Below are 22207 nucleotides of genomic sequence, written 5' to 3' on the forward strand. Positions count from 1 at the left end.
ACCCTGGGGACGGCAACATGACGATGCATCGTGAAGAACATGACGTCAGAACTGTCGCTGAGGTTTCGACGGAGTCTTCACGGGAAGTCGTACTGGACAGCGTCATTGAAACAGCGATGCGGATGATGCTGCTGAGCGCCGGCGCTACCGGCGCTCAACTGATGCTCGCCGGAAACGGCGCGCTTACGGTACGCGCCCGCGCAGAGTTCGCGCAGGATCTCGTCGTGCAGCTGGGGCCCGCGTCCAAAAACGATCCGCTGGTGAGTCTGATCGCGAATACGGTGGAGCGCTCGGGCCAATCGCTGACACTCAACACCGCGAGCGACATGGCCCGCATGTTCACGCAACTCGACGCGCCCGCTCGCGTGCCGCGTTCGGTGTTCTGCCTGCCTCTGTTCATCGAGCGCCGCCTTGCCGCCGTGCTATATCTCGAACACGATCGCGTCGATCGGGCATTCCCGCCGAAAAAGCGCGCCCTGATCGAATCGCTTTCGTCGCAGATCGCCGTGGCATTCGCCAATGCTCGCCACCGGCAAACGCTTTACGACGAGAACCACCCGCGGTCTGCCGAAGCCGCTCCTTCCGCCGACGTTCAACTGGAGTTGATTCAGGCATCGAGAGCCGCGGCCATCGGAGAACTCGTTGCTTCGATCATCCACGAGATGAGTCAACCGTTGAGCGCGATCGACGCGTCATCGGGCGCCGCACTCAGGTGGCTGCAACGCGAAGTGCCGAATCTCGACGAAGCGGCCCTCAGTCTCGAGAAAGTGCGGGGCTGCACGGTGAAAGCAAAAGCGATCATCGACCGTCTTCGCGAGTTGAACCGGCAATCTCAGGTGCAATTCGCTTCCTTCGACGTGCATGCGGCCATTCGCGACGTCGTGGCGATGTCGCGCGCCCGGATCGAACAGTTCGACACGCAAATTACGGTACTGGGCATGGACGGCGAGCAACCCCTGTTCGGCAACCGTGTGCAGATTCAGCAGGTGGTCGAAAATCTGATCGCCAATTCACTCGAAGCCATGGTCGATACCACGTGCCGCGCCCGAACCATTCATATTTCGTCCGCGCGAACCGACTGTGAAATCGTGATTTCGGTGCTGGATTCGGGACCCGGTATTTCGCTCGCCTGCGAAAGCCGGCTATTCCGCCCTTTCGTCACCACCAAGCCGCAAGCCATGGGACTCGGATTAGCGATCTGCAAAAGAATAGTCGAGGCACACAGCGGAAGAATGTGGATGCAAAAAGGCGAGCCGTTCGGCATGTGCGTTTCATTCGCGGTGGAGTCCGCGTGAAACGGCGAAAGGCCTACCAGCCGAGAAGCTTGGCAGTTTGAACGAATTCGGCAATCGATTTAACGCCGAGACGTTTCATGCTTTCACCGCGATAGATCTTGACGGTAATCTCGCTTAAGCCGAGTTCAGTCGCAATCTGGTCCGCCACCATGCCGCTTGCGAACCGATGCATGACTTGGCGCTGCCTGGGCGTGAGTTCGAGCCAACGGTCCTGAAACGCCTGAAGCGGTTGCGCGTCGGCGAGTCGGGAACGATCGCGATGCACGGCTTCGGCAATGGCGTCGAGTACATCCTGATCGCGAAACGGTTTGGTCAGGAAATCCACCGCCCCGGCTTTCATTGCTTTCACCGTCATCACGATATCCCCATACCCCGTGATGAAAATGACCGGATGCGATATACCGCGCCGCGAAAGCTCCTGTTGCACCATCAGGCCGCTGAGTCCTTTCAGGCGAACGTCGAGCACGATGCAAGCCGGCCCGTCTTTGACAGGCCGGTCTTTCAGGGCTTCGATCAGGGCTTCGCCGTGGGAGAAGACGTTGGCCTTGAGGCCCGCCGATCTCAGGAGTTGCTGCAGCGAATCCCGCACGTCTTCGTCGTCGTCCACGACGAACACAGTGGGCGCGCTTGCAGCCAACTGTTCACAAGGATTGCTGCTCACCGTCGTGTCCTGTGCAAGGGAACAGAAATACTATAGATGCCCCGCGTCACGATAGCCATCCGAATCGGCCCGACCCGTTTGATACGACGAATCGGGCCAAGCTCGCGAGGCGACACTAGCGGCGCGTCGAGGCGCGCGGCTTGACGCCGAGCGTTTGCGCATGACGGACCAGTTCGACTACCGAGCGCACCGCCATCTTTCGCATGACCTGGCCGCGATGCAGTTTGATGGTGATTTCGCTGACGTGCATTTCGTCCGCGATCTGTTTGTTTAATAGCCCGGCTAAAACGAATTCCAGTACGTCGCGCTCTTTTGGCGTAAGCGATTCGTAGCGGCTGCGCAGTTCGGCGGTAGACGATTCGACCAGCAGCCGCTCTGCATCGCGACGCAGCGCCTGGGTCACGGCGTCGAGCATGTCCTGCTCGCGGAACGGCTTCGAAAAGAAATCCATGGCACCGGCTTTCATCGCCTTGACCGACATTTCCACGTCGGGGTATCCGGTAATGAACAGAATAGGAATATGCGGCGCAATGCCCGCGATAACCTGCTGAAAGGCTAGCCCGCTTTCGCCCTGCAATCTCACGTCGAGAATCAGGCAGCACGGAATATTTTCACGTTTCGATGCGACGAACTCCAATGGCGAACTGAAAACTTCGACACGATGGCCAACGGAGCGCAAAAGGCTGCCGAGCGACTGCCGTACGTCTTCATCGTCGTCGATGATATAGACGACCGACGGCGAGAGCGTGCCGTCGCTACTGTCCGCTGATCTCAGCATAACTGTCACCCGACTTCCCCTAAACCCGTTCCGGCGCAATAAGAACGCCATTGAAAGACCCGCTTACCGCGAGCCGGTTCGATATACGAACATCTGCGTGGCATCCAGACCACAGGGATTGAGCGCGGCCAGAACTCGCGCGTTGATTACATGCAGCCGTCGCAGGCGTTCTGTTGATCATTTGCCCGGAACTGACTTCGTCGAACAGACTCCGGGACTATTTTTATACCATTGTATGGTTATCGCCGTCTGGTGGACGGACTATCTTGAGAAAAGAAAAGCCAACTACCCGCTGAATGGCCGTGGGTTCAGATATTGAGTCCATCCGAGGATTCGCGTGACATCTGTCGCTCTCGTTTCGATAGTAGAAGACGACGAATCGGTACGAAAGGCATTGGAAAATCTCATCCGCTCAGTGGGATGGGATGTGCTGTCTTTCGAGTCCGCTGAAGCGTTTCTCGCCTCAGGTGCTGCGTCCCGGACGCAGTGTCTGATTTCGGACGTGACCATGCCGGGGCTGTCGGGCATCGAAATGCATGCGCAGTTGATGACGCAGGGTCTCGCGCCGCCTACGATTTTCATTACCGGTTATCCAACGCTTCAGGACAAGGCCACGGCTTTGTCCAACGGAGCCATTGCGTACCTTGAAAAGCCTATCGATTCGAATCTGATCTTAGGGAATGTCCTGCAAGTGATCGGCAAGCCATGAAGGACGGCTCGCCATAAGATCGCTGCGTCGCGCTTCGCCGGGACGATTTGCCGTGCCGTATGGCCGGCAAATCGCTCATGCAGAAAGGCCTCGCAGTGGGGATAAGCTCGCGTGATGGATTGATTGTCGTGCGATGCTTTTGCGGTATTTCCGGCAACGGCCCGGTCCGGCAGATTGCGTTTTCCCGGACCCGGCCGCTGCATTGCGTTGCCTGAAAAAGTGCCCCGTCAGTTCAGAGGCACGCCATGCCGCTCTGCATTGCGCCTTGCTTGGCACGCCAGCGGTGCGGCGTGTCGTCGACGTGGCGACGGAACACGGTCGTGAAATGCGCCTGCGTGCGAAATCCTACACTCAGGGCAATATCGGCAACCGTCGACCTGGTCGTGGCCAGCAGCGTCTGGGCGTGCTCGATCCGTCTGCGTAAGATGAACGTATGCGGCGAGATGCCCGTGGCCGCACGGAAACGCGCGGCAAAATGCATGGACGAGAGGCCGACCGCCGCGCCCAGTTCCGCCAGGGTCAAACTCCGGTCGATACGCTGATCGATGAAGTCGACGGCGATTTTCACGCGCCAGGCTTCGAGCGGCGACACCGACGAGCCGCGAACCGGTTTGACCGAAACGCGTGCGGCGATGATTTCCAGAAGCCGCGCCAGAATGGAGAGCGTGATGCCGTCGGCGTACATCGAACTCGTGGATGCGCGGCCGTGCAGGGCATGCAAAAGGGTTCCGGTGAGCTTGACAACGAGGCTGTCGCGCACATGTATCGGAGCGGCCGCAAGCGGCGATTGCGCGGCGCTTGCCTGATCGCTATCGAGCCATTCCGTCAGCCAGTAAGACGGCACGTAGACGTGCAGGAAATCGCTTGCCGTATGAAATGTTCCGCGAATTTCCTGGCCCGCCGGAAAGACCAGTATCGCGCCCCGGTCGATCACGCCGTCGTGAAACGGCACGCCGCCGACCGAGAAGCTCGACATGGCTTGCCGCAAGCAGATCGCAACCAGAAACTGCCGTGGCTCGACCGACGTGGCCCAGACTTCCGGCGCCTCGCTGGACCAGCGGGACACTTCGAACAATTTTGGCGCGGTGTCGGTGGAATCGCTGTTCTGTGCTTTTTCAGCGGTGACATGATGAGTCCGACCGTTGACCAGTTCGACGGTCGGGCGCTGCGCAAATGCCGCAGAAAGATACGAGACGACGTTGCCCGACGCTGCAACTCGATCGATGGAAGGCGAATCTTGCATGGATCTATCCTCGGTTTTCGCTCTCGCCCAAACATGTGTGCGGGCACTGAAAACCTCGCGTACACATGACGGATACACCGGTGAAACGCGAGGATGTGAGCACAACGATATAGCCCGAGGCGTCGCGCTGATAGTCTACGGCGGTATGCCGTTGCTCGAAGGAACCTTTTAGACCCTAAACGAAGGTATAGTCGAAAGCCGCCACGTCACGGCCGGCACCTGTCGATTTGCCCGCGCTCAGGCTCGCGCGCCCTTCGCATCCACGGCGTGCACCACAATGGGCATGCGCTCCGCCAGATCGTTGATATGCGCGACATAGTTCTGGAAATGGGGCGTAGCGCGGTGCGAATTCGCCGCGTCGCTGTCCCGATAGAGTTCTTCCAGAAAGAAACGGCCGGGGTTGTCCTTGTCCTGCCAGAGATCGTATTGAAGATTGCCGGGCTCGGCGCGCGAAGCCGGCACCATGCCGCGTAGCAAGGTTTCCAGTTCCGCTGCACGCTGCTCCCTGGCCGTCAGAACGGCGACGACTTTAACGGTTGCGCTCACTTGTCCTTCTCCTTTTTAACGAGAAATAACTTGCCGAACGCGTGTGAATGGTTCGGCCCTGGTGCGTCAAACATTCTGGGCGTGCAATTGCCGCTCGGCCAGTACCTGATGAATCTGCGACACGACGGCGGCGCCCTCGCCCACCGCCGCGGAAACGCGCTTGATGGAACCGGAGCGCACATCGCCGATGGCAAATACTCCACCCACGCTCGTCTCGAATGGGTGGCAGCCGTCTTCAACACCGGTGAGCGCCGTGCCGCCGGTCAGCACGAAACCCTTTGCGTCGGTCCTCACACCGCAGCCTTTCAACCATCCCGTGTTGGGCTCGGCGCCGGTGAAGAGGAACAGGTGGCGCACGTCGAACGAACGGGTGCCCTCTTCCACGTTGCATCTGACTTCCGACAATCCGGTTGCGTCGGTGCCCAGTGAGGTCACCTCGGTACGCGGATAAAGCGTCACGTTAGGCAGCCGCGCGACCCGCTCGACCAGATACTGCGACATATGCTCCTGAAGACTGTGTCCACGTATCAGAAGATGGACATGCTCCGCATGCGACGCCAGATAGACAACACCTTGCCCCGCCGAATTGCCGCCGCCCACTACCGCGATCTCGGCCCCTCGGCATAGCTTGGCTTCGACCGGCGAGGTGCCGAAAAACACGCCACGTCCCGTCAATTGAGAAAGTCCCTCGATGGACGGCCTCACATACGCCGCGCCCGAAGCAATGACCACGGTATGTGACGTCACACGCTTGCCGTTTTCAAGCTCGACTTCGAGTGGGTTCGCATCGCAATGGAGTACTTTGATTCGCGTTGGAATCGAGATGTGTACGCCGAATTTTTGCGCCTGAACAAAGGCCCGGCCCGTCAGGTCCTGCCCGGAAATGCCGGCGGGAAAGCCGAGATAATTCTCGATCCGCGAGCTGGTGCCTGCCTGACCGCCTGGTCCCCAGCTATCGAAGATCGCGACGGATAACCCTTCGGACGCCGCGTAAACGGCTGCGGCGAGACCGGCGGGACCGGCGCCGACGATCAGTACATCGTAAGTATGCGCAGGGTCGAATTCAGGCAGCCAACCCAGAGCGCTTGCCACGCGGTTTTCGTCCGGCGCGCGCAAAACCGTCCCGTCAGGACAGATCACAATGGGGAAGTCGGCTCTCGTTGCCGAAATGCGCTCCAGCAACGACACCGTCTCGGGGTCTTCGCGAGCGTCGACCAAAGAATACGGATAGGAATTGCGCCGCAGCAGATCCTGCAAGGCCATGAGGCGCGAATCGTTCGAATCGCCGATCAGGACAGGACCACTGCCTCGCTCGATCAGGCCCACGCGTCGCAGGATCAGCGCGCGCATGATCTTCTCGCCGAGTTCGGCTTCCATGACGAGAAGCCGGCGCAGTTCGGTCGAGTGGACCACGATCGCCGTCGTGTCTTCCACCACGACGCCGTCACCGAGACATGGATGGCCGAACAACTGCGCGATCTCGCCGAGAAACTGGCCCGCGTGGTATTCGAAGATGCGATGCACGCGGCCCAATGCATCGCGCCGTATCACTCGCACAAAACCGCTGAGCATGATGACGAGACCGGGACTCGGGCGGCCCATCGTGAACATGACGTCGCCCGCTTTCCAGTGCGTTTCCTCGCCGAATGCGCGCGTTCTGCCCACCTCCCGCTCGCGTAGTACCGGGAACATCAGTTCCTGCCGGCTGGACAGCACGGAAGCTGGAGCATCGGCCCCGATGGAATTGACGAAGTGCAGATTCGGGTCGGTCAGTTCGCCGTAATGCGGTCCGGCCTCAAGCGGGGTGGAGTTTTCCCACGGAAGGACGCCGATCTGAGGCGGCAGATCACTGTCGGGCTTACCGTCGCTATTCATGCATGTGTCTCCAGGAAAGCTTGCGGGTGACTCATTGCCGTGATCGGAACCCAACCGGCGGATCAGCCTCCCTTCGGGTGATTCGATATACCGGACTTCAAGCAAAAACGCGGGACTGACGAGCGCTGCCGCAAGCCCACCAGGGTACTTGCAAAAAACCTTATTCGAATCAGTGGAATCGTGTCGACGCGCGTGCGTTCCGGCCAAACCGTGCAAATCCGACATCCGAACCGCGCCGCGGATTGCGATCAAAACGCGAGTGCGTGCGAGGCATCGCCAATGCAATTAGCCGGACACGCACAGCGCGATTCAGGAGCCGAAATAAAGCCTGCAAAAACTGATTGGACCGACGCACGACTGCGGGTCCGCGTACGACCGGCCATCGCGGCGGGCATCGTGTTTATCCATCTGCATGCCCTGAGACCCTTGGGCCTGCGCCGCGCGCTCACTGCTGGACTGAGCGGGCGTCTGCGCGCAAGCCAGACCGGAGACGAACGACACCACGACAACCGCAGTCTTCATGTACTTCATTTCACACCTCCATGCATGAGCGTTCCTCGAGCCATGAATGACGTCTCGATCTTCGCAAGCTGATGCGTAGAACGCTCACTCATTCTCGAACGGATCACTGTCTCGCGGCTTCCGCCAAACATCGCAATTTGCCCATTCGCCCGTAACGGTGGGGCATGAATGTCTTTATTCCTCTTGCGCTTTATTCCGTTTGCACGCCATTGCCTGGTGACACGGAAGACAACGCGCTTCGCGGCGTTTCCGTTAACGTTGCCTCATCCTTCAACCGATTCGTCATGCTGGCCGAGTTCATGAAACGGTGTCTTTCGATAGCGTCGGCGACAGTTCTGGGTATGACCAGTCCGGTGGCCTATGCGCAAAACAGCGTCACGCTCTACGGATTGATCGATACCGGCCTAACCTACGCCAATCATGTCGCAACAGAAACCGGTCACGGCTCTCTCGTCCGATATGCCGACGGCGTCACCGGAAATCGCTGGGGCATTCGCGGCACCGAGGATCTCGGCAATGGCCTGAAAGCGATCTTTACGCTCGAAAACGGCTTCAGTTTGGGGAGCGGCTCGATCCTGCAAGGCGGCGCGCTATTCGGCCGTCAGGCATGGATCGGACTGCAGCAGCGAGAGTGGGGTGCGTTGACACTGGGACGCCAATATTCCATTTCCCGCGACTACATCCACAGTTATACGACTGCATTTCAGAGCCCCGCCGTCAATTACGCGTATCACATCAACGACCTGGATCAACTCGTCACGAGTCGCATCGACAATGCGGTCAAATTCGCGAGCGCGGATTTCGGCGGCTTCACCTTCGGCGCGCTGTACGGCTTTTCGAATCAGGCGGGCGCTTTCGCCGGGTCATCGCCTCCCGCAGCCGGTACAGACAGCAGTGCATCGGGATCGTCGAGAACCTATAGCGCGGGGATACACTACGCTTCGCATGTTTTTTCTGTTGGCATGGCGTATACCAACATCCGCTTTCCGGGCAGCGCGATGCCGGCGTTCTCGTCGAATATCGCCAACATCAGCATGGGACCCCAACGGACGCTGGCGACATTCGGCGTCGGCAGCAGCTACGTGATAGGCAAAGGCATGGTCTGGGGAAACTGGACCCACACCCAGCTCGTCCCGATCGTGGGCGGCCAATCCATCTTCAACAACTACGAAGTGGGCGGCAAGTACTCTTTGACACGAACCGTGAGTAGCGGAATCGGCTATACCTTCTCCGAGTTGTCTGGCCAATTTCACGGACGATGGCATCAGATCAATAGTTTCTTCGACTACACCCTCTCGAAACGCACCGACGTCTATCTACTCGCCATCTTCCAGAAAGCGGCGGGAAGTAATCTGATAGACGGGCAAGATGTGCCGGTGCAAGCCCAGATTGGCTCCAGTCCTACCTTCATCGGCAACTCCGGTACGGGCGCCAATACGCAACTCGTATTGCGCGTGGGTTTGCGGCACAGGTTTTAGGCCGGCGCCGTGCGCCGCTTATGCGCCCGCAACTCCGGCGCCGATCCAGACTGAGCGGCGACGCGAATGCGCTAAACCTTCTTGATCCAGACGCCTTGCGCATTGACGAATTCGCGAATGCCGAAATGCGACAGTTCTCGCCCATAGCCACTCTGCTTCACGCCACCCACCGGCAATTTAGGATTCGACGCACTGAACCCGTTGATGAACACACCGCCCGTCTCCAGACGGCGTGCAATCTTCGCGGCCCGGTCGAGGTCGGTGGTCCAGAGGTTGCCGCTTAGTCCATATTCGCTCTGGTTCGCGAGCCGGATGGCGTGTTCCACGTCGTCGGCAATCGTCATGGCGGCCACGGGTCCGAAAATCTCTTCGTCGAACGCGGCCATGCCGGGTGTCACGTCGCCGAGCACGGTAGGCTCGTAAAAATAGCCAGGACCTTCGATCTTCTTGCCGCCGAGCAACAGCTTCGCGCCGCTCGCAATCGAACGCTCGACCTGTTCGTGGATGCCGTCGCGAAGATCGTCCCGCGCAATCGGACCGATCGTGGTCGCCTCGTCGAGCGGATCGCCCGCTTTCACTTTTGCGGCGGCCTGTACGAATTTGCTCGTAAATTCCTCGGCAATCGGGCGCTCCAGAATAAAACGCTTGGCGGCGATACACACCTGGCCGGCATTCTGAAAGCGCGCTTCGATGCCGACTTCGACCGCCTTGTCGATGTTCGCGTCCGCGAGCACGATGAACGGGTCGGCGCCGCCCAGTTCGAGCAAACTCTTCTTCACGACGCGCGCCGCCGTCGAGCCCACTGCCGATCCCGCACGCGCGCTGCCTGTCAGCGTGACGGCTGCCACTCGCGGGTCCTCGATCGCTCTCGCCACCGAATCGTTGTCGGTGTTCATGTTGATGAAGAGACCCTTGGGAAATCCGCTTGCTTCGTACGCCTCCTGCAAGGCGAAAGCGCAACCGATCACGTTGGTCGAGTGCTTCAGGATAAAGCCGTTGCCGGAGAGCATGATCGGACCGGCTCCACGTAACACCTGCCAGAATGGAATATTCCAGGGCATCACGGCCAGCACGCTTCCGATCGGCAAGAACGAAACGTAGATGCGATCGCCGTTCTCGGCTTCGACAGGCTCGTCCGCCAGAAACGCGGGGCCATGCGAGGCCCACCATTCGAGTGCCGTCGCACACTTCTCCACTTCGCCACGCGACGACGCGATCGTCTTGCCCATCTCGCTAGTTGCCAGCAGCGCAAGCGTTTCCGACCGGCTGCGCAACGTTCCCGCGAGACGGCGATAGCACGCCACTCTGTCTTCCATCGAAAACGCCCGCCAGAGTTTTGCCGCGGCTGCGTTGTCGGCGAGAACTTTCTCTATTTCGTCGGCATTCAGGTAGGGATACTCCTTGATCAGTTCACCGGTTGCCGGATTGCGTGAAATAGCAGCTTTCGTCGATCTATACAATGAAGACATTGCTCTTCTCCTGTTTTTTCCAGCGGCCGGCTTGTGCGCCGGATTTCGTGTCGAATGAATTCTGCGTCATCGATGAGCGACGCGATTTTCCATCGACCCGACTTTTGTCCGTTTTCACCGATCGCGATCGACAAATATTTTCATCGCCCGAGATGTATCAATAGATTTCTACGGCGCTTCTGAAAAAACACGTGCGTAATATTTCTATGGATATATCTCCATGAATTCTTCGCGCAGTGGGATTCTCGATCGTTGCTTCCCGCAATTCCGTGAGCACGAAAAAGCCGCCCCGAGCGATCGGTTCGATAATGAATCGCGCGGCGAGTCGCAGGCTTGCCGGTTAATCAGAGATGGAGCGTATTGCTATGGACATGACACCCGAACTAGCGCCCTTCGCAGGCAAATCGTTCGAAGTGCGATATGAAGGACTGACAGCACTCAACATCTACGCCGACGACGGTGTGAGCATGCGATACGAGATCACCGAAGGACCCTATGCGGGCGCACAGGGTCACGTTCAATATACGTGGCACCAGGTGGCGCCGCGCACTTATGCAATCGTATGGCAGGAAAACGACCGATCCACCGTCGTGCACATCGACGACTTCGGCAACGGCACTTCCCTATCGTTCTTCACCACTGCGCAGCTCGATTTGCATCGACTGCAAGGCAGTCTGCGCCAGCTCTGATTAGCGCGGAGCCGACACCACTTCAAGAGCGACCAGATTGGATACGTAACGTCCCGCCTTGCCGTCATTCGGAATGACGAGCCGTGCAAAACCGTTTGTCGACAGGGAGCCGCCGTTGACGCCATAGGCGATGATATCCGGTTGATTGCCGAAATCCGGCGATAGCTCGGCCAGCGAAATGACCACGCGATAACCGTCCGTGCCCGTCGCGATCAGGTAAAAGCCCAGCAAGTCGTTCTTCACGCTCGCGTTGGTCTGGATACCCGCCGCGTTGATCAGATTCCACAGGCTCACGCCCGTATACGTGCTGCCGCCGGCGGTTTGCGTTACCACTGGCAACGCCTGCAGTGCCGTGAGGTCGAACGTCGCGGGCTTGCCCACCGCGCCCAGCAATCTGAACGACGTGCTCAATCCGCCGCCGCTCGCCGTCACCGTCGAGACAGCCGAATGAACTTCCAGCTTCACGAGATTCGATACGTAGCGGCCGCCCTTCACATCACCCGGCGCGGTCACGCGAAGCGGGCCGTCCGTGCCCGGCAATGCGCCAGCGACGCCGTTGTTCGTTTCGGAGTAAGCGACTTCATTGCCGCGATTGCCGAAGTCCGGATCCACTTCGCCCATTGCGAATAGCGAGCGGTAGTTATCCCCGCCGGTCGCCACGACGTATTTAGCCAAAATATCGTTCTTGACCGCCGGATTGGTCGTGATGCCGATATTGTTGAGCAACGTCCACAAGCTTGCGCCGGTGTAGACGTGTGTCTGCTGGGCGGTGCCGCTGGCGAACGAGACCGTTTGCGTTGTCGCCGGTAGCGCCTGGATCTGGGCGCGCGTCAGGTTCGCCGGCGCCGCAACATCGCCCGAGACCGACAGGGCCGGCGGCGGCGTATCGATACCGCCGCCGCACGACACGGTCGTCAGCGAAAGCAGGCTCAGTAGAAAGAGCGGCACGACTCGGCTTATCTGGCGGGGAAATCGCATGGCTTCGGATCCTTTCTCTCGTGGACGGGTGGCTACCCGCTGTATTCAGAAAGATATAACGAAACCATCGCAGAAACACTGCAATAATGCAATTCGGAGTATCAGCGTAGAGGTTTTCTCTCGTGTATGTGATTGCCGGGTGGCCGCTCACGTGGCGCACCCGGCAAAGTACTACTTTTCGACAACGCGCTACGCCTTCTTTTTCTCGATCTCCTGCACCAGAGCTTTGAGACCGTCTTCGTAGATACCTCGAAACAGCATGGACGCTTCCTGGTCGCTCACCGAGACCGGTGTAAAGCGGCCCGACCATTCCACTCTGCATGAACCGGCACCGGTCTCCAAGACGCTCAAGGTGGACTGGTAGTCTTTTACCGGGAACGGTGCCTGCAAAATGGCGTAGCTGTAACTGCGTTTCGCTTCATCGAACGCGATCAGTCTTTCGACGATCGCATCGCCGTTCGGATTGGCCAGATGCCGCACACGGCCGCCCTCGCTCAGCTCGCTTTTGGGGATGTACGGCAGCCAGTCCGGCAAGGAGCCGAATCCGCCGATCAATTGCCAGACTTCTGCCGCAGGCGACGGTATTTCGATGCTGGTAGATGCTTCAGCCATAACAGCCTCCTATTTCTGATCGATCGGCAACGGCGCAAGTGGCGACACGAGGTCGAGCTTACGCATTTCGCGCCAGAAGTCGGCCGGGATCGCGACCTTCAGCGCGGCGACATCTTCGGCGATACGCGAGGGATGACTGGCGCCGGGTATGACGGCCGCGGACGCCGGGTGCGCAAGCGCAAACTGCAACGCAGCCGCCTTGACGGGAATCTTGTAGCGTTCACAAATTGCCTTGATCTCGGCGACCTTGGCGAGCATTTCGGGCGGCGCCTTCTGATACTCGAAGTGCGTGCCGCCAGCCAGTACACCGGAACTGTATGGACCGCCAATGACGATATCCACCTTTTTTGCCTGCGCGGCGGGCATCAGACGCTGAAGTGCCGACTCGTGATCGAGCAGCGAATAACGGCCCGCAACCAGCATGCCGTTAGGCGTGGCTTCGTCGAGTCCGAGTGTCAGTTCGATCGGCTCGATCCGGTTGACGCCGAGTCCCCATCCCTTGATGACTTTTTCCTGCTGCAGTCTGGCGAGCGCCTTGAACGCGCCGGTGCGGGCGGCATCGAATTGAGTAATCCAGCCGTCCCCGTGAAAATCCTGAGCGATGTCGTGAATCCAGATGAAGTCGATACGGTCGACCTGCAACCGCTTCAGGCTGTCTTCAATCGACTTGAGCGTGCCGCTTTCCGTGTAGTCGTAGATAACCTTGTTCTTTCTGCCGTGCTGGAAAAGCGTCCCCTTCTCGCCGAACTCCTGCGGGCCTTTAACCACTTCGTCGAGAATGATTCGGCCCACTTTCGTACTCAGCACATACTCGTCGCGCTTTCTTTTCGCGAGTGCTTCACCAATCCTCAGTTCCGAAAGACCGGCACCGTAGAACGGCGCGGTGTCGAAATAGCGTACGCCTTGCTCCCAGGCGGCGTCGACCGTAGCCAACGCTTCTTCCTGCGGTATGTTTCTGAACATGTTGCCCAGAGGCGCTGCGCCAAATCCATGAGGACCATTCAACAAGCTGCTACGTACACTCATCATCGACTCCCGAGTCAGAATTAGTCTATCGCCGGTATAGGACTGCGCTGCTGTCCATGCGATTGCATACTGCACATTCTTTCCGACTATTTCTTTTCTCAACCACGTCTTTGCGAGAACGCATGCCCAGATCCAATTGCTGGATTGGTACTTCGTGTCGATCTATTCACCACCATTCATTGCGTTACTTCTCGCGTCCGCCAATTCCTCCACGCCGGAAGCAATCGGCAGATCGAAATAGAAAGTAGCGCCTCGCACGTCGTTGTTCGACACACCAATCTTTCCGTCGTGCTCGTGGATGATCGACCGGCATATCGAGAGGCCCAGGCCCATGCCGTCCATCTTGGTCGTGAAGAATGGCTCGAACACATGCTCGATTGCCTCCTTCGATAGTCCCGCTCCCGAATCCGAAACGGAGACACGCACGTGTCGGCTGTCGATGGCTCTCACCTTGATCAGGACTTCCTTGTCGCCCTCCGTCGACTGCTGCGTGGCGTGCAGGGCATTCATGATGAGATTGATCAGGACCTGCTGGATTTGTACATCGTCGGCGCGAATGGCCGTGCGCGACTCCACCACGGTGCGGATTCGCACTTCGCATTTTTCGGCTTCACGACGCACGAGAGAAATGACCTCCTCGATCAACTCATGAGGACTCACCGCCCGTCTGTTCACGCGAATCTTCATAAAAAAGACCCGTATGCGATTGATTACGTCGCTGGCGTGAACGGCCGATTCGACAATTGCGGTAAAGCTGTCCTTGGCACTATCGATAGACGGCACCGGCCGGTCGATCCAGCGAATACCGGCGCCGCCGTTCGCGGTGATACTCATTAACGGTTGTTTTATTTCGTTTGCGATGGAAGCGATCAGTTCGCCCAGAACGGACAAACGGGTGACATGCGCCAGCTTTTCCTGCGATTCCATCAGCGCAATCTGCGCGCGATGGTTTTCCGTAATATCGACCAACGCGCCAACGTACTCGGTCGTGCCGGTAATCGAGGTACTTGGGCTCGCCACCATCCTCAGGTACTGCACGCGGCCCGATCCCGTGATCAGCCTGAACTCCTGCAGGATGTTCTCGTCCGGCAATCCCGCTTGCGTCAGGGCCGCCTCGACGCTCGCGATGTCGTCCCGATGAACTTTTCGGAGTACTTCGTCGAGGCTCACATCCGCCTTGTCTCCTATGTCGAGAATCCGGCGCGCGTGAGGAGAACAATGCAACATTCCGGATTCAGGAATCCAGTTCAAGCTCCCGATGTTGCTGAGTCTTTGCGCCTCGGACAAATACATCTCGCTCTTGCGCAGCGCATCTTCCGAGGCCCGGCGCTCCGTTACATCGGTAGTGGTGCCGATATAAAGGCGCGGCCGCTCATGCGGCTTGCTCCACGGGCGAAGCACGAGTTTCAGGCGTCTCGAAGCGCCGTCAACATCGTTGATGGAAAACTCCGCCGTGGTGATCTGGTCCGTCACTTCGCTGGTCATCGCCTCGGTATAGGCGTCGATCAGCGCCTTCCTGTCCGAAGGCTTCACGCGTTGCATCAATTCGTCGAAAGCGGGCGGCTCTTTCGTGGGTGGCATTCCCCACACGGCATAGACCTGTTGCGACCAGACCATTTCGCCGGATTCGGCATTGAAGGTCCAAGCTCCCGTGCCGCTGATACGTTGACCTTCAGCGAGCAACGCTTCGCTGCGTCTTAGCTTCTCTTCGGTGATCTCCCGTTCGATGTTCTGCTTCTTGAGGCCGTCGAGCATTCTCACGCTTTCAAGCGAGACGATAGTTTGCGCGCCCAGCATGCTGAGAAGCCGCGCTTTCGGCCAGTCGAGTGACGACGAACTGGAGCGTTGCTCGGCGTATAAAATGCCTACGACGCGATCTTGTGCCAGCAATGGCGTCATCAAACAGGACTGCGGCTGCATGGTCTGAATGTAGCGATCGCCCGCAAAATCGTCCGCGCCGCTCGACTGGTCCATCGCCATCGTCTCGCGGCTTCTCTGGACGGCATAGACAATCGACACCGGAAGCAACGCGTCCGATAACACCTCGCTTCCGCATGAGACGTCGACACCTTCGCCGCTAATGCGCGCTGTCGATATGACCTCGAAGCCGCCGTCCGTCACTCGTACCAGCACGGCTCGCTCGGCACGCAGTTGCGCGAGCACGACGCGCATGTAATTCTCGATCAAGGCATCCGGCTCCGCCTCACGAGGAACATCGCGTGCCGAGAGGATCGCCTCGGCATCCGCGATGGAAATCAGCCCTTGTAGATCGTTTTTAGTTTTCATCTCGGCAGGAACGCCGGCCACGCGTCGAGGCCGGTCAGACTTCGTCGTCGGGAAGTTGGCAAAGCTGGTGAAAGAAGGTCTGGATATCGGCGAAATAGAACGGGCGAAACGCGCCATACACGTTGTTCCAATCGGGTCGGTAACTCAGCAGATGATCCTGGAACGTGGCGATAATTCCGGGGTTGAGATCTTTACGCACGATCAGCACTGCCGGCACGCACGCGTCATATTCGCCAATCACTTTGGTGGTCTGTTCGTTCGCCGGTGTCATTTTCCACACGTCGTCGAGAATCATCGTGGCGCGAACGGACTGTGCGATCACCGCGTCGACCCGTTCCTGCCATCCGGCCACCTGTTTGAGCTTGAAGAACGTGTCCAGCTTTTTCCCTTTCTCGTTCAGCATGATGGCGGGCGGAAAAAAACTGGAAGAACACGATCGGTTCAGATAACCATACGTCGACCCTTCGAGGTCGTCGAGCTTGCTGGCCGGATCGTCGTGACGCACCACGAGTAGCGTGCGCTGCGCAGGCCGGCCGGAGAACTTCGAGGTGGCAATGACGAGCGCGCGATAATGCGCATTACCCTTTCGCATCATCACGCAAAAACCCGCGCCCGGCACATAAGCCATATCGGGGCGACCTGCCTCGAGCAACTGGTTCATTCTGGGAATGTCCGTCGTCGCTTCGGCGTCCATGCCGGCCTTGGCGAGAAGGCTCGTCCACGGCTCGGCGGTAATGGGAAAGTCCAGATTCCTGTTCAGAAGGAACATCAGATTCTGCGTTGCCATGATTACCGCCTTCTTGATGTGACGACACGCGACGAGCCGGATGCCGGACGACATCGCGCGCCCGACATGCTTCGATCTCCGGCATGTCATCTTAGGCGGATCGACAAAGTTATGATGGCGGGAAAAACCGGCGTTTTACCGGAACGCACGAATGCATGAAAGCGGCGCGTCGAAGGTCGAAGCGGCGCTCGCCGCTCGAAGACGTGGCATGCCGTGCGCTATCCTTGGCGAATGACGGCAGGTTTCGTGCATTTACCCTTGACCGGGTTCATGCGTCACACTGCCAACTCCGGTATTCCTTTCAGGGCACTGCGCGTCATATGGTAAAGAAGGCATCTCCCGAACAGCGTCGAGAACTGGGCGTCTTTCTGTCGAGCCGGCGGGCGCGGCTGCACCCGAAGGAATTCGGCCTGCCCGAAGGGCCGCGCCGCACGCCCGGCTTGCGGCGCGAAGAAGTCGCCGTGCTGGCCGGTGTCAGCGTCAGCTGGTACACGTGGCTCGAACAGGGACGGGATATCCAGCCGTCCGCCGACGCGCTGCAACGAATCTCCAAAGTACTGAAACTGGATCGCGTCGAATCGTCCCATCTTTTTGCACTGGCGTCGCGGGAAGAGCCGGCCGTCGTTACCAGCGGTGCGGTGACGGACGGTCTGGAAATGCTGGTGCGTGCCATCAATCCGATTCCCGCCTACGTCCGCAATACGCGTCTCGACATACTGGCCTGGAACGATGCGATTGCCGACCTCTTCGTCGACTACGGCTCGCTGCAACCGCACGAGCGCAATACGCTACGGCTTCTGTTTCTCTATCAGCCGTACCGCACGATGATCCTCGATTGGGAACAGATGGCGCGCGGCATGATCTCCACCTTCCGCGCCTCGCGCGCGCACGCGCAAGACAAGGCGCCCTTCGACCGCCTGGTCGACGAACTGTCCGATCTGAGCCCCGAATTCAAGGAATGGTGGCAGGATACCGACGTGAAAGGTTTCGACGAGGGCAGCAAACGTCTGCAACATCCGGACTCCGGTCACATCGAATTCACGTACGTTGCGCTCACGCCCGAAGGCCGCCCCGACCTTTCGCTCGTGACTTACATCCCCCGTCACGCTGCCTATGACCCCGAGTCATAGGATCACAAGACGCCTTATTCCGCCGATCTGACTTGCCTACACTGACAGTCAAAGCAGTGCATCAGGTGCTGCTTCCCACGTCACGGAGGCAAGAGCAATGTCACATCCGAACACCCAGACCAGCGCGAATTCCACCCGCTTCGCGACCTCGCGCAACCCGGCAACCGGCGAACTGATCGCCACCTACGCATTCCAGACACCCGCCGAAGTGGAGCGCGTGCTCGACGAGAGCGCCGCCGCTTTCAGGATGTGGCGCGCGACGCCGATGCGCGAACGTGTCGCCGCTTATCGCCGTTTTTCCGCGTTGTTGCGCGAACGCTCGGAGGCGCTGGCGGCACTCGTCACCGCGGAAATGGGCAAGACTATCGGCGCGGCGCGTGCCGAGATCGAGAAATGCGCGGCCACGATCGACTGGATCGCCGATAACGGCCCATCGATTCTCGCGGACGAACCGGTCGCCGTCGACGGTGACGATCAGGTGCATGTTTCGTATCTGCCCATCGGCACCGTACTGGCCGTTATGCCCTGGAACTTCCCGTTCTGGCAGGTGATCCGCGCATCAGGGCCCGTCATGCTCTCCGGCAACGGCTTTCTGCTCAAGCATGCGCCGAACGTGATGGGATCGGCCCTGGCACTGCAGGCCGTGTACGAAGCCGCCGGTTTTCCCAAGGGCCTGTTCGCCAACCTGAACACCGACAACGACACCGTTGCCCGCGTGATCGAAGACGACCGGATCGCCGCTGTCACGCTCACCGGCAGCATGCGCGCCGGTTCCGCGGTCGCGGCGACGGCCGGCAAGGCGCTCAAGAAGAGCCTGCTGGAACTGGGTGGCGCCGACGCCTTCATCGTGCTTGCCGATGCGAACATCGACCTCGCCGTCAAGGCCGCCATCGAAGCGCGCTTCCAGAATGCGGGACAGGTGTGCCTTGCCGCCAAGCGCTTCATTCTGGAGAAGCCCATTGCCGACGAATTCACGCGCAAATTCGTCGCTGCCGCCGCGCAAGTGAAGGCCGGCAATCCGCTCGATTCCGCAAGCGTGATCGGACCGATGGCGCGTGACGACTTGCGCGACGAACTCCATCAGCAGGTCGAGCGTACCGTTGCGGCGGGCGCCACGCTTCTGCTCGGCGGCAAGAAGATCGAAGGCGCGGGCAATTTCTATGAACCGACCGTGCTCGCGAACGTCACACCCGGCATGGCCGCATTCGACGAGGAAACCTTTGGCCCGGTCGCCGCGATCACCGTTGCCGACAACGCCGAGCATGCCATCGTGCTGGCCAATACGAGCGATTACGGCCTGGGCGGCAGCCTCTGGACCAGCGACGTCGAACGCGCGCAGCGCATTGCGCGCCGCCTCGAAACCGGCGGTGTGTTCATCAACGGCTATCCCGCTTCGAACGCGCGCATTCCCGTTGGCGGCGTCAAGAAGAGCGGCTACGGACGCGAGTTGTCGCACTTCGGTTTGCGTGAGTTCACCAACGCCCAGGCAGTCTGGGCGAAGCAGGTGGACTAAGCGGCCGCGTCCAGCATCCAGAAAACCGTCAACCGATTCCAGAGAGAAATGATCATGTCCGACAATCAATCGAGTCCTATCCTGCAACCCGTCACGATTCGCGGGCTGCAATTGAAAAACCGCATCGTGATGGCGCCGATGACCCGCAGCCGTTCCGACGACGCCGGTGTGCCGCCCGATTACGCCGCCGACTATTACGCGCAACGCGCCGGCGCCGGCCTGATCGTCACCGAGGCCACCAATATTTCCGCGCAGGCGCGCGGCTATCCCCGCACGCCCGGCATATGGACCGAAGCCCAGATCGCCGCATGGCGACACGTGACCGATGCCGTGCATCGCAAGAACGGCAAGATCTTCCTGCAACTGTGGCACACGGGCCGCATGTCGCATCCGGACATGCATGGTGGTGCGTTGCCGGTCGCGCCGTCGGCGATCAAACCGCTGGGCCAGATCCGCGTTCACGACGGCATGAAGGATTTCGTCACGCCGCGCGCACTCGCCACAGACGAAATTGCGCCGATCGTCGACGACTATCGTCGCGCGGCGCAAAACGCAAAAGCAGCGGGATTCGACGGTGTTGAAGTCCACTCGGCGAACAACTATCTGCTCGAACAGTTCATTCGCGACAGCACCAACCAGCGCACCGATCAGTACGGTGGTTCCATCGAGAACCGCCTGCGCTTTCCGCTCGACGTGGTGAAAGCGGTAATCGAAGTCTGGGGCGCCGACCGGGTCGGGATTCGCATCTCGCCTGTCACGACCGCGCCGGGCGAGACGCCGCTCGACAGCACGACGATGGAAACTTTCGGCGCCTACGTGGACGAGTTGTCGCGCCTGGGCCTGCTGTATATCCACGACATCGAAGGGGTCACGCAGCTAAGCCGCGAAGCCACCGGCGGCATCAGCTTCACGGAACTGCGCAAGCGTTTTGGCGGCGCTTATATTGCCAACAATCAGTACACGCTGAGTCTCGCAGAGAAGACGCTGGCCGACGGCAACGCCGACCTCTTCAGCATCGGCCGGCCGTTCATTGCGAACCCCGACCTGGTCGAGCGCCTCGGCATGGGTGCGCCGCTGGCCGAAGCACCGAAGGAGTACTGGTACGGCGGCAATGCAAACGGCTATTCCGACTGGCCCAGCCTCAAGGCCTGAACTTGCGCGCGACCGGACATCGGCGATGTCCGGCCGCTAATTCAGCTTCAGGCCCGGCTCGGCCAGCGGCTCGCCGACAACCCGCCCGCCATTGAGTATCCCGCACGGGTCGAGCAGCGCTTTGAGTTTGCGCATCAGATCGGTTTCCTGCGGCGAGCGGCTCAGATGCAAGAACTCCTGCTTCACTACGCCAATGCCGTGCTCGGCGGAAATGCAGCCGCCCGCCGCCTGCACGGCTTCATAGACGAGTTGCTCGACCTCGTGCATGGCCGCCGGATCGGCATACGGACCCGACAGCAGATGCAGGTTTCCGTCGCCGAGATGACCGAAGAACAGATGCGTCTGAGCGGGAAAGCGCGACGTCAGCGTCTTCTTGACGCTGGTGACGAAGCGGTCCATGGCGATCATCGGTAAACCCACGTCGAACGCCGCATGGGGTTTGAGCCGTCCCAGCAATTCGCCGACGGTTTCGCGGTACGCCCACAATTGCCGTGAATGGTCGAGAGATTGCGCGACGATTACGTCTTCCACGATGTCGTGGTCGAGCGCAAATTCCAGTACTTCTTCGAGCGCGCGGCGCTCGCTTTCTTCCGACGCCCCCAGCGTTTCGACGATCACATAGACGGGCGAGCGTTTCGCGAACGGTGCCTTCAGCGCGCCGATTTCCATCGCCGCGCCCATGAAGTCGTCCCACATCAATTCGAACGACGACAGCGCCGGCAAACGGCGGCGCAATTCTTTGAGCAATCGCGTCGCGGCTTCGAAAGAACCGAGCGCGCAGAGTGCGGTATTCGCCACGGTCGGCTTCGGTTCGAGTTTCAGCACGAGCCGCGTGATGACGCCGAGGATGCCTTCGGAGCCGATGAACAATTGCTTGAGGTCGATACCCGTCGTGTTCTTGGTGACCTTGTTCATCATCGTGAGCACGGTGCCGTCCGCGAGTGCCACTTCCATGCCGAGAATCAGTTCGCGCATCACGCCGAAGCGCACGACGCGATTGCCGCCCGCATTGGTCGCGGCATTGCCGCCGATCTGACAGGAGCCGCGCGCGCCGAGATCGAGCGGAAAAAACCAGCCTTCCGCTTCCACGTGCGTCTGCAATTGTTCGAGCGCGAGCCCCGCCTGAACCGTGATCGTGCCGCCTACGCCGTCGAATTCTTCGATGGCGTTCATTCTGGCGAGCGACATCGCCACTTCTCCGGCTTGCGGCGTCGCGCCGCCCGCGAGTCCGGTCAGGCCGCCCTGCACGACGACTTTCTGCCGAAGCGTCGATAGCACGCCGAGCGCTTCGGCGACTTCCTCCGGTGTGCGCGGCATCAGCACGAGTTGCGGGCGGCGCTTTTCAGCGTCGCTCCAGTCGCCGGCGTGCGCGTCCAGAACGCCGGCGTCGAACGAGACGCACTGCTCGCCCAGTTGTTCGATGAGTGTCTGTTGAAGGCTCGTCATGGAATGAGTTTG

General features: G+C 59.7%; 20 protein-coding genes. 7 read left to right on the plus strand and 13 right to left on the minus strand.

Features of this window, described 5'->3' with window-relative positions; translation table 11 throughout:
• The first annotated feature begins 23 nt into the window (after nt 1-23).
• Nucleotides 24-1295, plus strand: a complete 1272-nt coding sequence (locus tag P3T18_RS21760; protein ID WP_429302090.1) for an ATP-binding protein — start codon at nt 24-26, stop codon at nt 1293-1295.
• Nucleotides 1296-1308: 13 nt separating this feature from the next.
• Here the strand turns inward: P3T18_RS21760 and P3T18_RS21765 are convergent, their stop codons facing one another.
• Complete coding sequence (locus P3T18_RS21765; protein ID WP_429302034.1) at nt 1309-1956, minus strand: response regulator transcription factor; 648 nt, start codon at nt 1954-1956, stop codon at nt 1309-1311.
• 115 nt (nt 1957-2071) lie between these two features.
• Complete coding sequence (locus tag P3T18_RS21770; RefSeq protein WP_429302035.1) at nt 2072-2734, minus strand: response regulator transcription factor; 663 nt, start codon at nt 2732-2734, stop codon at nt 2072-2074.
• A 337-nt stretch (nt 2735-3071) separates the two neighbouring features.
• On the opposite strand from P3T18_RS21770, the gene P3T18_RS21775 reads away from it, so the two are divergent.
• Entirely contained in the window at nt 3072-3443 is a 372-nt protein-coding gene (locus tag P3T18_RS21775; RefSeq protein ID WP_429302036.1) for a response regulator transcription factor, read from the plus strand.
• Nucleotides 3444-3675: 232 nt separating this feature from the next.
• Here the strand turns inward: P3T18_RS21775 and P3T18_RS21780 are convergent, their stop codons facing one another.
• The 4 genes from P3T18_RS21780 to P3T18_RS21795 form a co-directional block, all read right to left on the minus strand.
• Nucleotides 3676-4686 (minus strand): helix-turn-helix domain-containing protein, encoded by a 1011-nt coding sequence (locus P3T18_RS21780; RefSeq protein WP_429302037.1) that lies wholly within the window; start codon nt 4684-4686, stop codon nt 3676-3678.
• A 237-nt stretch (nt 4687-4923) separates the two neighbouring features.
• Nucleotides 4924-5232, minus strand: a complete 309-nt coding sequence (locus tag P3T18_RS21785) for a putative quinol monooxygenase (protein ID WP_429302038.1) — start codon at nt 5230-5232, stop codon at nt 4924-4926.
• 66 nt (nt 5233-5298) lie between these two features.
• Nucleotides 5299-7332 carry an FAD-dependent oxidoreductase gene (locus P3T18_RS21790; RefSeq protein ID WP_429302039.1) on the minus strand — a complete coding sequence of 678 codons (2034 nt, stop codon included), beginning with the start codon at nt 7330-7332 and terminating at the stop codon, nt 5299-5301.
• An 84-nt stretch (nt 7333-7416) separates the two neighbouring features.
• Complete coding sequence (locus P3T18_RS21795; RefSeq protein WP_429302040.1) at nt 7417-7638, minus strand: hypothetical protein; 222 nt, start codon at nt 7636-7638, stop codon at nt 7417-7419.
• Nucleotides 7639-7928: 290 nt separating this feature from the next.
• Here P3T18_RS21795 and P3T18_RS21800 point away from each other — a divergent pair, with 290 nt between their 5' ends.
• Nucleotides 7929-9107 carry a porin gene (locus P3T18_RS21800; protein WP_429302091.1) on the plus strand — a complete coding sequence of 393 codons (1179 nt, stop codon included), beginning with the start codon at nt 7929-7931 and terminating at the stop codon, nt 9105-9107.
• A gap of 71 nt (nt 9108-9178) precedes the next feature.
• On the opposite strand, the gene P3T18_RS21805 is transcribed toward P3T18_RS21800, so the two are convergent.
• Nucleotides 9179-10576, minus strand: a complete 1398-nt coding sequence (locus P3T18_RS21805) for an NAD-dependent succinate-semialdehyde dehydrogenase (RefSeq protein WP_429302041.1) — start codon at nt 10574-10576, stop codon at nt 9179-9181.
• Nucleotides 10577-10941: 365 nt separating this feature from the next.
• Between P3T18_RS21805 and P3T18_RS21810 the strand changes: the two genes are divergently transcribed.
• Entirely contained in the window at nt 10942-11265 is a 324-nt protein-coding gene (locus P3T18_RS21810) for a MoaF-related domain-containing protein (protein WP_429302042.1), read from the plus strand.
• Here P3T18_RS21810 and P3T18_RS21815 read toward each other — a convergent pair whose 3' ends face one another.
• The 5 genes from P3T18_RS21815 to P3T18_RS21835 all read right to left on the minus strand — a co-directional run bounded on the left by P3T18_RS21815 (nt 11266) and on the right by P3T18_RS21835 (nt 16954).
• The gene (locus P3T18_RS21815; protein ID WP_429302043.1) at nt 11266-12243 is read right to left on the minus strand and encodes a molybdopterin-binding oxidoreductase; all 978 of its coding nucleotides are present in this window, start codon (nt 12241-12243) and stop codon (nt 11266-11268) included. It lies immediately after the preceding gene.
• 189 nt (nt 12244-12432) lie between these two features.
• A complete protein-coding gene (locus tag P3T18_RS21820; RefSeq protein WP_429302044.1) occupies nt 12433-12855 on the minus strand; it encodes an SRPBCC family protein in 423 nt (140 codons plus the stop codon).
• Nucleotides 12856-12864: 9 nt separating this feature from the next.
• On the minus strand, nt 12865-13881 hold the full coding sequence (locus P3T18_RS21825; RefSeq protein WP_429302092.1) for an aldo/keto reductase: 1017 nt from the start codon (nt 13879-13881) through the stop codon (nt 12865-12867).
• 162 nt (nt 13882-14043) lie between these two features.
• Nucleotides 14044-16284: an ATP-binding protein gene (locus P3T18_RS21830; RefSeq protein WP_429302045.1), complete on the minus strand. Its 2241-nt coding sequence runs from the start codon at nt 16282-16284 to the stop codon at nt 14044-14046.
• Nucleotides 16202-16954, minus strand: a complete 753-nt coding sequence (locus P3T18_RS21835) for a phosphate/phosphite/phosphonate ABC transporter substrate-binding protein (protein WP_429302046.1) — start codon at nt 16952-16954, stop codon at nt 16202-16204. The genes P3T18_RS21830 and P3T18_RS21835 overlap by 83 nt, the downstream gene beginning before the upstream one ends.
• A gap of 320 nt (nt 16955-17274) precedes the next feature.
• Between P3T18_RS21835 and P3T18_RS21840 the strand changes: the two genes are divergently transcribed.
• The 3 genes from P3T18_RS21840 to P3T18_RS21850 all read left to right on the plus strand — a co-directional run bounded on the left by P3T18_RS21840 (nt 17275) and on the right by P3T18_RS21850 (nt 20749).
• Complete coding sequence (locus P3T18_RS21840) at nt 17275-18084, plus strand: helix-turn-helix transcriptional regulator (RefSeq protein ID WP_429302047.1); 810 nt, start codon at nt 17275-17277, stop codon at nt 18082-18084.
• A gap of 97 nt (nt 18085-18181) precedes the next feature.
• Nucleotides 18182-19597, plus strand: coding sequence for an NAD-dependent succinate-semialdehyde dehydrogenase (locus tag P3T18_RS21845; RefSeq protein WP_429302048.1), 1416 nt, complete (start codon nt 18182-18184; stop codon nt 19595-19597).
• Nucleotides 19598-19651: 54 nt separating this feature from the next.
• Nucleotides 19652-20749: an alkene reductase gene (locus tag P3T18_RS21850; protein WP_429302049.1), complete on the plus strand. Its 1098-nt coding sequence runs from the start codon at nt 19652-19654 to the stop codon at nt 20747-20749.
• A gap of 36 nt (nt 20750-20785) precedes the next feature.
• On the opposite strand, the gene P3T18_RS21855 is transcribed toward P3T18_RS21850, so the two are convergent.
• Nucleotides 20786-22195: an FAD-binding oxidoreductase gene (locus tag P3T18_RS21855; protein WP_429302050.1), complete on the minus strand. Its 1410-nt coding sequence runs from the start codon at nt 22193-22195 to the stop codon at nt 20786-20788.
• Between the last annotated feature and the right edge of the window lie 12 nt (nt 22196-22207).

Source organism: Paraburkholderia sp. GAS199 (assembly GCF_050436585.1).
Classification (GTDB): Bacteria; Pseudomonadota; Gammaproteobacteria; order Burkholderiales; family Burkholderiaceae; genus Paraburkholderia.